General features: G+C 72.1%; 12 protein-coding genes. 11 read left to right on the top strand and 1 reads right to left on the bottom strand.

The genetic code is table 11. The annotated features are described in order from the left end of the window. Window positions 1-149: 149 nt before the first annotated feature. From BLV01_RS04640 to BLV01_RS04590, 11 genes are all read left to right on the top strand, one after another. Window positions 150-1,235 carry a 3-oxoacyl-[acyl-carrier-protein] synthase III C-terminal domain-containing protein gene (locus tag BLV01_RS04640; protein ID WP_091794402.1) on the top strand — a complete coding sequence of 362 codons (1,086 nt, stop codon included), beginning with the start codon at window positions 150-152 and terminating at the stop codon, window positions 1,233-1,235. A gap of 407 nt (window positions 1,236-1,642) precedes the next feature. Next, the gene (locus tag BLV01_RS04635; protein WP_091794400.1) at window positions 1,643-2,662 is read left to right on the top strand and encodes an NAD-dependent epimerase/dehydratase family protein; all 1,020 of its coding nucleotides are present in this window, start codon (window positions 1,643-1,645) and stop codon (window positions 2,660-2,662) included. Then, window positions 2,659-3,531 carry an MBL fold metallo-hydrolase gene (locus BLV01_RS04630; protein WP_091794398.1) on the top strand — a complete coding sequence of 291 codons (873 nt, stop codon included), beginning with the start codon at window positions 2,659-2,661 and terminating at the stop codon, window positions 3,529-3,531. Before BLV01_RS04635 ends, BLV01_RS04630 begins: the two co-directional genes overlap by 4 nt. A 318-nt stretch (window positions 3,532-3,849) precedes the next feature. Then, window positions 3,850-4,533, top strand: coding sequence for a TetR/AcrR family transcriptional regulator (locus BLV01_RS04625; protein ID WP_091794396.1), 684 nt, complete (start codon window positions 3,850-3,852; stop codon window positions 4,531-4,533). After that, window positions 4,530-5,663, top strand: coding sequence for an HlyD family secretion protein (locus BLV01_RS04620; RefSeq protein ID WP_091794394.1), 1,134 nt, complete (start codon window positions 4,530-4,532; stop codon window positions 5,661-5,663). Before BLV01_RS04625 ends, BLV01_RS04620 begins: the two co-directional genes overlap by 4 nt. A gap of 56 nt (window positions 5,664-5,719) precedes the next feature. Next, window positions 5,720-6,661 carry an ABC transporter ATP-binding protein gene (locus tag BLV01_RS04615; RefSeq protein WP_091794784.1) on the top strand — a complete coding sequence of 314 codons (942 nt, stop codon included), beginning with the start codon at window positions 5,720-5,722 and terminating at the stop codon, window positions 6,659-6,661. Beyond that, complete coding sequence (locus tag BLV01_RS04610; RefSeq protein WP_091794393.1) at window positions 6,658-7,758, top strand: ABC transporter permease; 1,101 nt, start codon at window positions 6,658-6,660, stop codon at window positions 7,756-7,758. Before BLV01_RS04615 ends, BLV01_RS04610 begins: the two co-directional genes overlap by 4 nt. Window positions 7,759-8,045: 287 nt before the next feature. Continuing rightward, the gene (locus BLV01_RS04605; RefSeq protein WP_091794391.1) at window positions 8,046-9,854 is read left to right on the top strand and encodes a DUF1800 domain-containing protein; all 1,809 of its coding nucleotides are present in this window, start codon (window positions 8,046-8,048) and stop codon (window positions 9,852-9,854) included. A 9-nt stretch (window positions 9,855-9,863) separates the two neighbouring features. After that, complete coding sequence (locus BLV01_RS04600; RefSeq protein ID WP_091794389.1) at window positions 9,864-11,252, top strand: DUF1501 domain-containing protein; 1,389 nt, start codon at window positions 9,864-9,866, stop codon at window positions 11,250-11,252. Window positions 11,253-11,401: 149 nt separating this feature from the next. After that, the gene (locus tag BLV01_RS04595) at window positions 11,402-13,084 is read left to right on the top strand and encodes an amidohydrolase (protein ID WP_091794387.1); all 1,683 of its coding nucleotides are present in this window, start codon (window positions 11,402-11,404) and stop codon (window positions 13,082-13,084) included. A 26-nt stretch (window positions 13,085-13,110) separates the two neighbouring features. After that, window positions 13,111-13,506 carry a hypothetical protein gene (locus BLV01_RS04590; protein ID WP_139178459.1) on the top strand — a complete coding sequence of 132 codons (396 nt, stop codon included), beginning with the start codon at window positions 13,111-13,113 and terminating at the stop codon, window positions 13,504-13,506. Between the two features lie 240 nt (window positions 13,507-13,746). On the opposite strand, the gene BLV01_RS04585 is transcribed toward BLV01_RS04590, so the two are convergent. Next, window positions 13,747-14,241, bottom strand: coding sequence for a GNAT family N-acetyltransferase (locus BLV01_RS04585; RefSeq protein WP_091794383.1), 495 nt, complete (start codon window positions 14,239-14,241; stop codon window positions 13,747-13,749). Window positions 14,242-14,252: the final 11 nt, after the last annotated feature.

Genomic DNA, 14,252 nt, shown 5'->3' with positions numbered 1-14,252 from the left:
GCCATTGTCACCGTCACCGCTGCCACGGCCATTCGTTACTTACTACAGCCACAGCCACGAACCCCACATCCCACACAGGCCCCGCGATCCTTGCGCTCCCCCGCCCGCTATCGGCAAAGCCGCCGCACTGACGCATACTGCGCCCGCACATGGACATCCGAACCACGCAGCACAACCCGCCGGCCGCAGCGACGGCGAACGCCGCCGGCGAACGCCGCGGTCCCGGCGCCACGCCCGACCTGGATTGGCGCGTGCGCATCGCCGGTCTCGGCCGCTACCTGCCGCGCCAGCGCGTGGACAGCGCGCAGATCGAGGACCGCGTCGGCCTGCCGCGCGGCTGGGCGCTGGAGAACAGCGGCGTCGCGTTCCGCCATTGGGCCGAGCCGGAAACCGAGCGCGCCAGCTGGATGGGCGCGCAGGCCGCGTTGCAGGCCTGCGAGCGCGCCGGCGTCGCGCCGGCCGAGCTGGACCTGATCGTCAACGCCTCCGGTTCGGCCGAGCGCGCGATTCCCGACGGCGGCCCGCTGCTGCAGCGCGAACTCGGCCTGGGCCGCTCCGGCATCCCGTCGCTGTCGGTGCACGCCACCTGCCTGAGCTTCGTCGCCGCGCTGGAACTGGCGGCCGAACGCATCCACCACGGCCGCATCGCGCGCGCGCTGGTGGTCAGCAGCGAGATCGCCTCGGTCGGCCTGGATTTCGCCAATCCCGAGGTCTGCACCCTGTTCGGCGACGGCGCCGCGGCGGCGGTGCTCGAACGCGCGCCCCACGACAGCCCCAGCCGCATCCACCGCATCGCCTGGCGCACGATGGGCGAGGGCGTGGAGATCACCACCCTGCGCGGCGGCGGCAGCTGGCGGCCGCCGCTGGGGCCGAGCACGCAGCCGGCCGACGCCTTGTTCTCGATGCAGGGCCAGGCCGCGCTGCGCAGCGGCATCCGCCTGGTCCCGTACGTGATGCGCCGGCTCGGCCTCGACGACATGGCCGCGCGCGCCGCGCTGCGCTGGGTCGCGCCGCACCAGGCCAGCCGCGCCGCGCTGGAGGTGATCGAGCAGATCGGCTTCCCGGGCGCGGCGATGGTGCGCACCCTGGAGCACACCGGCAACTGCATCGCCGCCTCGATCCCGCTGGCGCTGGAACAGGGCGTGCGCGAAGGCCTGATCCGGCGCGGCGACCCCGGCGTCCTGCTCGGCACCGGCGCCGGCCTGTCCGGCGTCGGCCTGACCCTGACCTACTGAGCCCGGACCAGGATGCGGACCGCGCGGGACACGGCGAAAACCGCATCGCGTGCGGAAGGGCCTTCCGGCCCGGCGCTCTTGGCCCAGATCGCGGCGAGCGGATCGAAAGGCGTCGGGGCTGAAGCCCCTCCCACAACGGCAATCCGGGCCGCGGGTGTTTTTGTGGGAGGGCCTTCAGGCCCGACGCTCTTCGGCCGGATCGCAGCGAAGGGATCGAAAGGCGTCGGGGCTGAAGCCCCTCCCACAACGGCAATCCGGGCCATGGGTGTTTCTGTGGGAGGGCCTTCCGGCCCGACGCTCTTCGCTCAGATCGCGGCAAACGACCCGAGCCGCACCCCAGCCGAAGCCTCGTCCGCCGATACTGCGCGCTCCCCTCGTCGCTACGCATCACGCGCAGGCCGCCATCCATGACCGCCGAACGCCGCATCGTCGTCACCGGCGCCACCGGGTTCCTCGGCGGCGCGCTCGCGCGCCATCTGGCGGCGACGCGGCCGTGGCAGCAGGTGGTCGGGCTGGGGCGCGACGCCGGTCGCGGCCGCGCGTTGCAGGCGCAAGGGGTGGAGTTCCACGCGCTCGATCTCACCGACGAAGCCGCGGTGCACCGGGTCCTGCGCGGCGCCGACACCGTCGTGCATTGCGCCGCGCTGTCCAGCCCGTGGGGCCGGCGCGAGGCCTTCGTCGCCGCCAACATCACCGCCACCGAACACGTCGTCGGCGCCTGCATCGCGCGCCAGGTGCGGCGGCTGGTGCACATCTCCACGCCGGGCATCTACCACGACGGCGCGCCGCACCTGGGCATCGGCGAAGACCATCGCCTGCCGGCCAAGCCCGTCAACGACTACGCCGCGACCAAGCTCGTCGCCGAACGCCTGGTGTTCGAACGCTGCGCCGCTGGCGGCGTGTCGGCGCTGGCGCTGCGGCCGCGCGCGATCTTCGGCCCCGGCGACAGCGCGATCCTGCCGCGCCTGGCGCAGGCATTGCGCGCCGGCCGCCTGCGACGGATCGGCGACGAGCAGTGCCGGGTCGATCTGAGCTACATCGACAACGTGGTCGACGCGACCGTGCTGGCGATGGACGCCTCGTGGCGGCTGGGCGGGCGCGTCTACAACATCAGCAACGGCGAACCGGTGGCGATCTGGAACGTGATCGACCGCCTCGCCGACTCGCTGTCGCTGCCGCGCCCGCGCAAGCGCGTGCCCAAGCCGCTGGCGCTGGCGCTGGCGAGCGCGGTGGAAGCGTTCCACCGCCGCTTCCGGCCCGACACCGAACCGCCGCTGCTGCGTTACGGCGTCGAGCTGCTCAGCGTCGACATGACCCTGGACATCGCCCGCGCGCGCGACGAACTGGGGTATCGTCCGCGGGTGAACATGGACGAAGCGCTGGACAAGACCTTGCGCGAACTGGCGCGCGCGGAGCGGCGGACGTGAGCGGCGAGGTGGCGCTGACGTTGGCCGCGTCCGGCCACAGCTGCGCCGATCCGCGCCATCTCGGCCTCGCCGCCGGCGCGCGCATGCGCTTTCCCGCGGGCTGGGCGCTGATCGAGCATCCGGTGCAGGGCGCGATCCTGTTCGACTGCGGCTACGGCCCCGATGCGCGCGAGGCGATGCGCGCCGGCCTGCGCTGGGTCTATCGCCGCGCCATCCACGCCTGCTGCCCGCCGCACGCCGACGCCGCGCACCTGCTGCGCCAGCGCGGCCTCGACGCCGACGACGTGCGCCTGTTGGTGATCAGCCACTTCCATCCCGACCACATCGGCGGCCTCGGCGAATTCCGCAACGCGCGTTTCGTCGCCCATGCCCAGGGCTGGCGCCGGATCGGCCAGGCCGGTTGGCTGGAACTGCTGCATGCGCAGATATGGAAGGAACTGCTGCCGGCCGACTTCGCCGGGCGCCTGCAATTGCTCGACGAGGACGGCCGGCGCCCGCTGGCGGCCGACCTGGCCGGCCTCGGCGAGGGCTGGGACCTGTTCGGCGACGGCAGCCTGCACGCGCTGTCGCTGCCGGGCCACGCCCGCGGCCAGATCGGCCTGGCCCTGCGCACCCGCGACGGCGAACGCGTGGTGCTCGCCGCCGACGCGTTCTGGCGGCGCGAACAGCTCGACCGGCCGCAGGCGCTGCCGTGGCTGACCCAGCGACTGGCGATGGACGACGCCGGCGCCTACCTCGACACCCTGCGCCGGCTGGCGCGGTTCCGCGACACCCACCACGGCGCCTGGGTGATCCCCTCGCACTGCGCCGACACGCTGGCGCAATGGCGCCAGCGCCATCCGCACGCGGTGCTCGACGCGGCCGATTGAACCGCCGCGGCCCCCTGTAGGAGCGGCGCAAGCCGCGACCGCGACAACGCGGCTACGACGAAGCCTTCGCCGCGAACGGCGCCCCCGCGGTCGCGGCTCGCGCCGCTCCTACAGGCAGATCGCGTGGCGGCCGAAGCCTCCTGTAGGAGCGGCGCAAGCCGCGACCGTGACAACGCAACTACGAGGAAGCCTTCGCCGCGTGCGGCACCCCCGCGGCCGCGGCTCGCGCCGCTCCTACAGGGCTGCAGGCGCAGGGCAGGGCAACCGTTTGTCGGCCCGCGCTTGCTAACTAATTAATCACTGAATTAAATATATCCCATGGACACCCCCAAGCCTGCCAGGCGCGGCCGTCCGCGCAAGACCGCGGCGCCGAAGCGCGCGCCCGGCCGACCCGCCGCCGCCGACAGCCCCGACCTGCGCGAGCGCCTGCTCGACGCGGCCATCGCCTGCTACGCCCGCCAGGGCATCGCCGCGACCTCGCTGCGCGCGATCGCCGCCGAGGCCGGGGTCAATCCGGCCCTGCTGCATTACTACTTCGGCGATAAGGAGCAACTGCAGGAGGCGGTCAGCAACGAACGGCTGTTCCCGCTGATCGTCGGTCTGCGCGAGGGACTGGCCGACGGCGGCGACGACGTCTTCGATTTGGTCGGCCGTTTCGTCGCCAACATCGGCCGCATCATCGAAACCCATCCGTGGCTGCCGTCGCTGTGGGTGCGCGAGGTGCTGTGCGAGGGCGGGGCGCTGCGCCAGACCCTGCTGTACGACAAGATCGGCCCGCTGCTGCCGCGCATGCTCGCCGCGCGTTTCGCCCAGGCGCAGGCGCAGGGCCGGATCAACGCCGACCTCGACCCGCGCCTGCTGATGGTCAGCCTGATCGGCCTGACCCTGTTCCCGGCGGCGAGCGCGCCGATCTGGCGGCACCTGTTCGGCGCCGACGATCTCGACCTGGCGGCGCAGCGCCGCCACGCACTGGCCTTGCTCGACCGGGGATTGACGCCATGAGCGCGCAGCGCGACGCCCGCCACGCCCACACCCGCACCGCGCCGTGCGCGGCCGCCTGGATCCCGCTGCGCAGCCGCGCCCTGGCCGCAGCCGCATCGACGGACGCCGCTGCGGCGCCGTCCGCCGCCGCGCGCGCGCCGAGTCGCGAGCAAACCGCCGCGGCGCCGCGCGACCGCGCCGCGCGCCGCCGCGCCGGCCTGTGCGTGCTCGCCGCGCTCGCGCTCGCCGGTTGCGCGCGCCAGCCGCCGCAGGCGCTGGGCACGCTGGAATGGGACCGCATCACCTTGCCCGCGCCCGCGGCCGAGAAAGTCGTGCGCATCGACGTGCGCGAAGGCCAGCGGGTCAAGGCCGGCGCGCGCGTGCTGCAACTCGAACCCGACCGCGGCCGCTCGCAACTGCAGGCCGCGCAGGCGCAGGCGCAGCAATCGGCGCAGGCGCTGGCGGAACTGGAGGCCGGCCCGCGCCGCGAGGCCATCGACCAGGCCCGCGCCAACCTCGCCGCCGCGCAGGCGCAGCAACGCGACGCCGGCGCGTATTTCGAGCGCGTGCGTCCGCTCGGCCAGCGCCAGTTGATCGCCGCGGCCGAAGTCGACCGCGCCCGCGCTGCCGCCGGCAACGCGCTGGCGCAGGTGCGCGCGGCCGAAGCGGCGTTGCTGGAACTCGAACGCGGCAACCGCCGCGAAGACATCGCCCAGGGCCGCGCCGCGCTCGCTGCCGCGCAGGCCCAGGCGGCGGTGCAACAAGCGACCTTCGCCAAGCTCGACGTGCTGGCGCCGCGCGACGGCGTGGTCGACAGCCTGCCGTACAAGCTCGGCGACCAGGCCCCGGTCGGCTCGCCGCTGGCGGTGATGCTGGTCGGCCCGCGCCCGTTCGCGCGCGTGTACGTGCCCGAGCCGATCCGCCAGGACGTGCGCGTCGGCCGCCTGGCCAAGGTCTATGTGGAAGGCCGCGAGCGTGCCTGGAACGGCCGCGTGCGCATGATCCGCAGCGAATCCAGCTTCACCCCGTACTACGCGCTGACCGGCGAGGACGCCGCGCGCCTGAGCTATCTGTGCGAGGTCGAGCTGACCGACGCCGACGCGGTCGAACTGCCGGCCGGCCTGCCGGTGCGGGCCGAGTTCGCGCCGTGAGCGCCGCCGCGGCCCCGCGCGCGACGGCGGCTCCGGCGACGGCCGAGGCGCCGGCGATCCGCGCGCGCGGCATGAGCAAGCGCTTCGGCGAGCTGCTGGCGGTGGACCGGGTCGACCTGACCGTGCCGCGCGCCTGCGTCTACGGCTTCCTCGGCCCCAACGGCTCGGGCAAGTCGACCACCATCCGCATGCTGTGCGGCTTGCTGACGCCGAGCGAGGGCGAGATCGAAGTGCTGGGCCTGAAGATCCCGACGCAGGCCGAAGCGCTGCGCCGGCGCATCGGCTACATGACCCAGAAGTTCTCGCTGTTCGAAGACCTGAGCGTGCGCGAGAACCTGGAATTCCTCGCCGCCGTGCAGGACATCCCCAAGGCCGCCGCGCGCAAGCGCATCGGTGCGTTGATCGAGCAATACCGCTTCGGCGACCGCCAGGACCAGCTCGCCGGCACCATGAGCGGCGGCCAGAAACAACGCCTGGCCCTGGCCGGCGCGGTGATCCACGAGCCCGAGCTGCTGTTCCTCGACGAACCCACCAGCGCGGTCGATCCCGAATCGCGCCGCGACTTCTGGGAAAAACTGTTCGAACTGGCCGATGCCGGCACCACCTTGCTGGTGTCCACCCATTACATGGACGAGGCCGAACGCTGCCATCGCCTGGCCATCCTCGACCGCGGCGCGCTGGTCGCCGACGGCACGCCGGCCGAGCTCACCGGCGAACTGCAAGGCCGCGCGGTGGAAGTGCGCGCCGCGCAGCCGCGCAAGGCCCAGCGCGCGCTGGTCGACCTGCCCGGCGTGCTCAGCGTGGCCCAGATCGGCAACGACCTGCGCGTGCTGCTGGCCGATGCCGACACCGCCGAACAAGGCCTGACCGACGCGTTGCGCGCCGCCGGGCTGGAGGCGCAGGTGGCCAAGGCCAAGCCCAACCTGGAAGACGTGTTCGTCGCCGCCACCCGCGGCGAGGCGCCGCGCGCCGCGCCGGCGCGCGGGGAGGGCGCATGAAACTGCGCCGGCTGTGGGCGATCGTGCTCAAGGAAGTGCGGCAGCTGCGCCGCGACCGCATCACCCTGGCGATGATCGTGATGATCCCGGTCGGGCAACTGGTGCTGTTCGGCTACGCCATCAACCTCAACCCGCGCGGCCTCACCGCCGCGGTCGCCGACCAGGCCGGCACCGCCGCCTCGCGCGCGCTGGTCATGGACATGGTCGCCACCGGCGTGATTCGCACGGTCGCGCACGCCGACACGCCGCAGCAGTTGGTCGGCATGCTCCGGCGCGGCGAGATCAGCGTCGGCATCGCGGTGCCGCCGGACTTCGAACGCCGCCGCATCGACGGCCGCGAGGTGCTGCAGGTGATGGTCGACGGCAGCGATACCGTGGTCCAGAGCGCCGCCGCGCAACTGGCGCAGACGCCGGTCGACAGTTCCGCCGCCGCGCCGCGCAGGGCCGCGCCCAATACCGGCGCGATCGGCGTGGTCGCGTTCTACAACCCGCAGCGGCGCTCGCCGGTCAACATCGTGCCGGGGCTGATCGGGGTGATCCTGACCATGACCATGGTGATGTTCACCGCGGTGGCGATCGTGCGCGAACGCGAGCGCGGCAACATGGAACTGCTGATCACCACGCCGGTGAGCCGCACCGAGCTGATGGTCGGCAAGGTCCTGCCGTACGCGGTGATCGGCCTGCTGCAGACCAGCGTGGTGCTGCTGCTCGGGCTGTGGCTGTTCGACGTGCCGGTCAAGGGCAGCGTGCTCGACGTCTACGCCGCCGCGGTGCTGCTGATCCTGGCCAACCTCGCGCTGGGGTTGATGATCTCGACCAAGGCTGCCTCGCAGTTCCAGGCCATGCAGATGACCGTCTTCATCCTGCTGCCCTCGATCCTGCTGTCGGGCTTCATGTTCCCCTACGCCGGCATGCCGGCGCCGGCGCAATGGCTGGCCGAGATCCTGCCGATGACCCACTTCCTGCGCCTGATCCGCGGGGTGATGCTGCGCGGCGCGGGACTGCTGGAGCTGTGGCGCGACGTCGCCTACCTGCTGGGTTTCATCGTGGTGATGATGAGCCTGGCGGTGGCGCGGTTCCGCAAGCGGCTGGATTGAGCGAGGCGCGTCCCGCTGCGCGCCGGAGCCGGCGGCGCGCGGCGCGCATCGTCGCCTTGCGTCGCTGCGGGCATCGGTAGCGCGGCGGAATGCGTCGGCCATCGCATGAGGATGCATTCTGCGTGCATTGCGCATTCACTGAGCCAGCACCAGGCGAAAATCGGCTCGAAAGCGCCGCAGGAATGCGACTGTCCTCTCGTCGCCCGGCGTGTCGATAGCGGTAGCGTGTGCGCCCGCGGTTGCCGCAGGCGGCCGCCGCGCACGACATCGACCGACAGGGATAGATCATGCCGATCAGACACACAGGCGCCGCTGCGCGCCGCGGCGTCGCGCTGGCCGCGCTGGCGCTGGCGCTCGCCGCGTCGGGTTGCGGCGGCGCAGGTTCCAGGTCCGCCGGCGGCGCCCAGCCCGCGCCGACCGCACCGCAGACGCCGGGCCCGCCCGTGCCGGGCCCGCCCGTGCCGGGTACGCCGACCAATCCGGGCGTTCCGGGCCCCGCCGCGCCGATGGCGGTCGAGTCCGACGCCGCCGCCGCACGCTTCCTGGCCCAGGCCACGTTCGGGCCGACCTTTGAAGACATCGCCCACCTGCGCGCGCTGGGCACCTACGAGCGCTGGATCGACGAGCAGTTCGCATTGCCGGCCTCTTCGCACCTGGCCTATCTGAAGACGCTGGTGCCGAACCCGACCGGGCAGGGCGCGGTCGGCGAGCAGCGCCTGGAAGCCTGGCTGCAGATGGCGATCGGCGGTCCCGACGCGCTCGTTCCGGGCCTGGATCATCGCGACCAGTTGCGCCAGCGCGTGGCGTTCGCGCTCAGCCAGATCATGGTGATCTCCACGAACAACGGGCAACTGCGCTTCGGCACCGGCGCCGCCAGCTACTACGACGTGCTGGTCCACCAAGGCCTGGGCAACTACCGCCAGTTGCTCGAAGACGTCACCCTGCATCCGGCGATGGGCACCTACCTGTCGATGCTCGGCAACGAGAAGCCCGACGCCGCGCTCAACATCCGGCCGGACGAGAACTATGCGCGTGAGGTGATGCAACTGTTCAGCGTGGGACTGGTGCGGCTCAACGCCGACGGTACGCCGGCGCTCGACGGCGGACAGACGTTGCCGACTTACGGCCAGGACACGATCCAGGGCTTCGCTCACGTGTTCACCGGCTGGTCGTACCAAGGCTGCAAGAACTTCCGCGGTTGCGGCGCAGGCCGCCTCGATCCCGCGCGCGAGCGGCCGATGGCGGCGTATCCGCAGTTCCATGCCAGCACGCAGTCCAAGCAATTGCTCGCGTATCCGGGCGTGGCGCTGGCCGGCGGCGTGCTGCCGGCCGGCGGCAGCGCGCAGAGCGACCTGGCCGCGGCGCTCGACAACATCTTCCAGCATCCCAACGTCGGGCCGTTCATCGGCCGCCAGATGATCCAGCGCCTGGTCACCAGCAATCCGAGCCCGGCCTACGTGGCGCGGGTGGCGGCGAAGTTCGCCGACAACGGCCAGGGCGTGCGCGGCGACATGAAGGCGGTGGTCAAGGCGATCTTGCTCGACGCCGAGGCGCGCACGCCGTCGGCGCAGCCGCCGCACTTCGGCAAGGTGCGCGAACCGATGCTGCGCCTGACCCACCTGTACCGGGCCTTGAACCTGCGCGGCGACGGCGGCCGCTTCGTCGCGTCCGCGCCGAGCTACTACCAACGCCAGTTGGGCCAGGTTCCGTTGGGCTCGCCGTCGGTGTTCAACTTCTTCCGGCCCGACTACGCGCCGCAGGGCGAGGTCGGCGAACTCGGACTGGTCGCGCCGGAAATGACGCTGGCCAACGATTCGCAGATCCCGGCCACCAACAATTACTGGTGGTTCATCCTCGGACGCATGCACACCGAAGCGACCCCGGCGTTCGCCCGCGACCTGCCGCTGGCCGCCGATCCGGGCGCGTTGCTGGACCGCTACGACCTGCTGTTTCTGTCGGGGCAGATGTCGCCGGCGATGCGGCAAGCGCTGTCGAGCCATCTCAACGGCGTACGCAACAACGATGGCGGGGTGAACCGGGTGCGGCGCGCGCTGTACCTGATCTTCAACTCGCCCGAATACAACGTGCAGAAGTGAGCCGCCGCCATGGATAGACGTAATTTCCTGCGCCAGTCGCTCAAGGCCGCCCTCGGCGGCGCCGCGGCGTATGCGACCCCGTCCGGGCTGAACCTGCTCGGCGCGGCGATCAACAGCTACGGCCCCGGCAGTTTCAACGACTACAAGGCTCTGGTGATGGTGTTCCTCAACGGCGGCAACGACGGGTTCAATACCGTGGTGCCGCTGGAAGGCGCGTCCTACGACCGCTACGCCGCCGCGCGCGCGACCCTGGCCTTGCCGCAGTCGCAATTGCTCGCGCTGACGCCGCAAGCCGGCGGCGGCGCCTCCGACGGCGCGCGCTACGGCCTGCAATCGGGCATCGACGCGGTGGAAACGGTCGGCACCCGCGGCCTGCAGCGGTTGTTCGACGAAGGCCGCGCCGCGATCCTGGGCAATGTCGGCGCCTTGATCCGGCCGACCGGCAAGGACGACTACGCCCGCCCGGGCGCATCGCTGCCGCCGCAGCTGTACTCGCACATCGACCAGTCGCAGTACTGGCAGATCTCGCGCGCCGACGATCCGCGCAAACTCGGTTGGGGCGGCCGCATCGCCGACCTGCTGAACCCGGTCAACGGCGGCGCGGCGTTGCCGATGACGATTTCGATCAACTCCGCCTCGACCCTGGCGCGCGCGGCCGATGTCGGCCAGTACGTGCTGCACCAGACCGGGCCGTTGTTGCTGCAGCCCGACGATGCCGGCTTGCGCGCGACGCTGCAGGCGCTGGTCGAGGCCGACCGTCAGGGCCATGTCCTGGAACGCGGCTACGCCGGCGCGTTGCGCCGCGCCGACGCCAACGGGCGCGCGATCGCACAGGCGCTGGCCGGCGTGCAGGAGCTGGGTACGCCGTTTCCCGCCACCGACCTGGGCGGCGCGCTGCGGATGGTGGCCCGCACCATCGCCGCGCGCACCGCGCTCGGCCACCGCCGCCAGATCTACAGCGTGTCGCTGGGCGGTTTCGATACCCACGACGATCAGTTAATCGACCATCCGGTGTTGCTGAGTACGCTGGCGCAGGCGCTGACCGCGTTCTACGACGCCACCGTCGAGCTCGGCGTCGCCAACGCCGTGACCGCGTTCACCGGCTCGGACTTCGGCCGCACGCTGTCGTCCAACGGCGACGGCTCCGACCACGGCTGGGGCTCGCATCACTTCGTGGTCGGCGGCGCGGTGCGCGGCGGACGCTTCTACGGGCGCATGCCTGACCTGAGCGCCGACAGCGCCGACGACGCGGGGCAGGGGCGGATCATTCCGACCACTTCGGTCGACCAGTACGCCGGCACGTTGGCGCGCTGGTTCGGCGTCGCCGACGAGGACATCGACCTGATCCTGCCGAACCTGCGCAATTTCCCGCTGCGCAATCTGGGCTTCATGGGCTGAGCCTTGCGGCCGGCGCGACGCGCATCGCGGCGGGCCCCGCAGGCGCGCGTCGCGACCGCGGACGCGGTCGCCGCACTTGCGCCGGTGCGGCGCTTTCTCGCACATTCGCCACTTTCGGACATTACAGTCCGGGCAGACGGAGAGCGGGAATGCGCGCAATGCGGCGATGGTCGGCGTGGGCCCTTACCCTGGCGGCGTGCTGCGCCGCCGCATCGGCGCCGGCGGCGACCGTGGTCAGCGCCGCGCAGGTGCATACCCTCGACCCGGCCCAGCCGCGCGCGCAGGCGCTGGTCTTCGACGACGCCGGCAAGATCCTCGCCGTCGGCACCCGCGCGGACCTGCTGCACCTGTATCCCAATGCCAAGCACATCGACTTCGGCCAGGCCACGCTGGTGCCGGGCCTGATCGACGCCCACGCGCACGTGTTCGAGCTGGGCATCAACCAACTCCAGGCCGACCTCACCGGCACCCGCAGCAAGGCCGAGGCGCTGCAGCGCCTGCGCGAGTTCGCGCGCACGCTGCCGGCCGGGCAGTGGCTGGTCGGCCACGGCTGGGACCAGAACGACTGGCCCGACGCGCGTTTCCCCGAGGCCGCCGATCTCGACGCCGAGTTCCCCGAGCGCCCGGTCTGGCTGCAGCGCATCGACGGCCACGCCGGCTGGGCCAACGGCGCGGCGATGCGCGCGGCCGGGCGCGAACTGGGCGGCGACTGGCAGCCCGACGGCGGGCGCATCGTGCGTGACGCCACCGGCCGCGCCACCGGCGTCTTCATCGACGACGCGATGGCGCTGGTCGAGCGCGCGCGTCCGCCGCTGGCGCCGGCCGCGGTCGAGCAGGCGCTGAGCTTGGGCATGCAGGCCGCGGTGCGTCACGGCCTGACCGGCGTGCACGATGCCGGCGTCGATCTCGACACCCTGCGCGCCTACCAGCGCCTGGGCGACCGCGGCCAGTTGCCGCTGCGCATCACCGCCTTCGCCGCCGGCGACGGCGACGCGCTGGAATCGCTGTGCCGCGACGGCCTGTACCAGCATCCTTCGGAGCGCTTGAAGATGCGCACGGTCAAGCTCTACGCCGACGGCGCGCTCGGCAGCCGCGGCGCCGCGCTGCTGAAGGACTACAGCGACGAACGCGGCAACCGCGGCTTGCTGCGGATGTCGCCCGAGGCGATGGCGCGGGCCATCGCCAAGGCCAAGCGCTGCAGCGTGCAGGTCGCCACCCACGCCATCGGCGACCGCGGCAACCGCGAAGTGCTCGATCTCTATGCCCAGGCGCTCGGCGACGACGCGGCCGGGCGCGACCACCGCTGGCGCATCGAGCACGCGCAGATCCTCGCCCCGCAGGACCTGCCGCGGCTGGCGGCGCTGCATGCGATCGCCTCGATGCAGCCGACCCACGCCACCAGCGACATGCCCTGGGCCGAAGACCGGCTCGGGCCGGTGCGGATCAACGGCGCCTACGCCTGGCGGCAGCTGCGCGACAGCGGCGCGCGGCTGGCGCTGGGCTCGGATTTCCCGGTCGAATCGGTCGATCCGCGGCTGGGGCTGTTCGCCGCGGCCACCCGCACCGACGCCGCCGGCAAGCCGCTGGGCGGCTGGCACCCGGAGGAAAAGCTGACCGCGTACGAAGCCTTGCGCGGCTTCACCCTCGATGCGGCCTATGCCGGCTTCGCCGAGAACGACGTCGGCAGCCTGGCGGTGGGCAAGCGCGCGGACTTCGTGGTGTTCGAACAGGACCCGTTGGCGGTGGAGCCGCAGGCCTTGCGCGAATTGACCCTGCTGGGCACGTATGTGGATGGTGCGCCGGTATGGCAACGGCGCGCTTCGGATCGTTGACGCGGCCCGGTCGCGGAGGGGAACCGATGGGCTCGGAGGGAACGGATTCCTACAACGGTCGGCCGCCGTTGCGCGAGCGCAGCGCGCTGTGGCAGATCGCGGCGCTCGCGGCGGTGGTGCTGGCGGTGCTGTGGCCCAGCCTGTTCGCGCAGACTCTCAGCGGTGACGAATTCGCGCATGAGCTGAGGAAGTCCGACCGCAATTCATATTCGTACTGGCAGGTATACCGCAGCGACGCGCGCTGGCATTGCTTTCGCACGCCGCGGGCACCGTTCCTGCCCGATCGGCGCCAGTGCGTGTCGGCGCGTGAGGTCGAACTGTTGCCGGGCGAGCGGGGCTCGGCCGTGCCCCGCTATCTGCGCGCCGGCGAGGTCGTACTCAAGGCCGGCCGCACGCCGGGCGCGAAGCGCGAATTGCTGTGACCGCAGCCGGCGTCCGTCCCGCGGCTTCCAGTGCGGTCATGCGCGCGCATTCTGCCCCGCGGACGGCCGGTGCTGCCGGCGCGCTATACGGTCATCCGGCTTTCGCCGCAATAACGGGTCGGGGGCGGCGGGCCGCGGCGGCGCTGCGTCGCTTCGGGCACTCGCGGCTTGCGCCGCTCCTACAGGTAGCGTCCGCGGCGGCGCAGCGATCGGGGGCATTGCGCAACGGCGATCGCGCGCTCACAGCATCCGGTGCATGACGTAGATGTCGACCAGCCCCAACGTCGGATGCCGGAACGCCTCCGGCACCTGCCCGACCACGGCGAACCCGTGCTTGATCCACAGGTGCACCGCGGCCGCGTTAGTGCTGACCACATAGTTGAACTGCATCGCCAGGTAGCCGGCCTTGCGCGCCTGCATCAGCGAGTGCTCGCACAGCGCGGTGCCCACGCCCTGGCCCCAGGCGCTCTCGGCGACCATGTAGCTGGCGTTGGCGACGTGGTCGCCGCGGCCGCGCTGGTTCGGGCCGAGCTTGTAGCAGCCCAGCACGTCGTCGCCGGACTGGGCCAGGAACATGCGGTAGGGCGGGGTGGTCCACATCGCCCGCGCGCCGTCCAGGTTGAGGTCGGCGGCGTAGTTGTAGCTCTCCCCGCGCGCCAGCACTTCGCGGAAGATCGGCCAGGCCAGGTGGAAGTGTTCCGGGCCGATCTCGCGGATGTCGAAGTCGCGGTCCATCGCTGTCTCCG

This window comes from Lysobacter sp. yr284, from assembly GCF_900107375.1.
Lineage (GTDB): Bacteria > Pseudomonadota > Gammaproteobacteria > Xanthomonadales > Xanthomonadaceae > Lysobacter.
This window is presented reverse-complemented; position numbering and strand designations above follow the sequence as displayed.

Excerpts from the sequence above, each read along its gene's own strand:
- BLV01_RS04640 (WP_091794402.1), top strand. The coding sequence starts at position 150 with ATGGACATCCGAACCACGCAGCACAACCCGCCGGCCGCAGCGACGGCG.
- BLV01_RS04635 (WP_091794400.1), top strand. The coding sequence starts at position 1,643 with ATGACCGCCGAACGCCGCATCGTCGTCACCGGCGCCACCGGGTTCCTC.
- BLV01_RS04625 (WP_091794396.1), top strand. The coding sequence starts at position 3,850 with ATGGACACCCCCAAGCCTGCCAGGCGCGGCCGTCCGCGCAAGACCGCG.
- BLV01_RS04620 (WP_091794394.1), top strand. The coding sequence starts at position 4,530 with ATGAGCGCGCAGCGCGACGCCCGCCACGCCCACACCCGCACCGCGCCG.
- BLV01_RS04610 (WP_091794393.1), top strand. The coding sequence starts at position 6,658 with ATGAAACTGCGCCGGCTGTGGGCGATCGTGCTCAAGGAAGTGCGGCAG.
- BLV01_RS04605 (WP_091794391.1), top strand. The coding sequence starts at position 8,046 with ATGCCGATCAGACACACAGGCGCCGCTGCGCGCCGCGGCGTCGCGCTG.
- BLV01_RS04600 (WP_091794389.1), top strand. The coding sequence starts at position 9,864 with ATGGATAGACGTAATTTCCTGCGCCAGTCGCTCAAGGCCGCCCTCGGC.
- BLV01_RS04595 (WP_091794387.1), top strand. The coding sequence starts at position 11,402 with ATGCGCGCAATGCGGCGATGGTCGGCGTGGGCCCTTACCCTGGCGGCG.
- BLV01_RS04590 (WP_139178459.1), top strand. The coding sequence starts at position 13,111 with ATGGGCTCGGAGGGAACGGATTCCTACAACGGTCGGCCGCCGTTGCGC.
- BLV01_RS04585 (WP_091794383.1), bottom strand. The coding sequence starts at position 14,241 with ATGGACCGCGACTTCGACATCCGCGAGATCGGCCCGGAACACTTCCAC.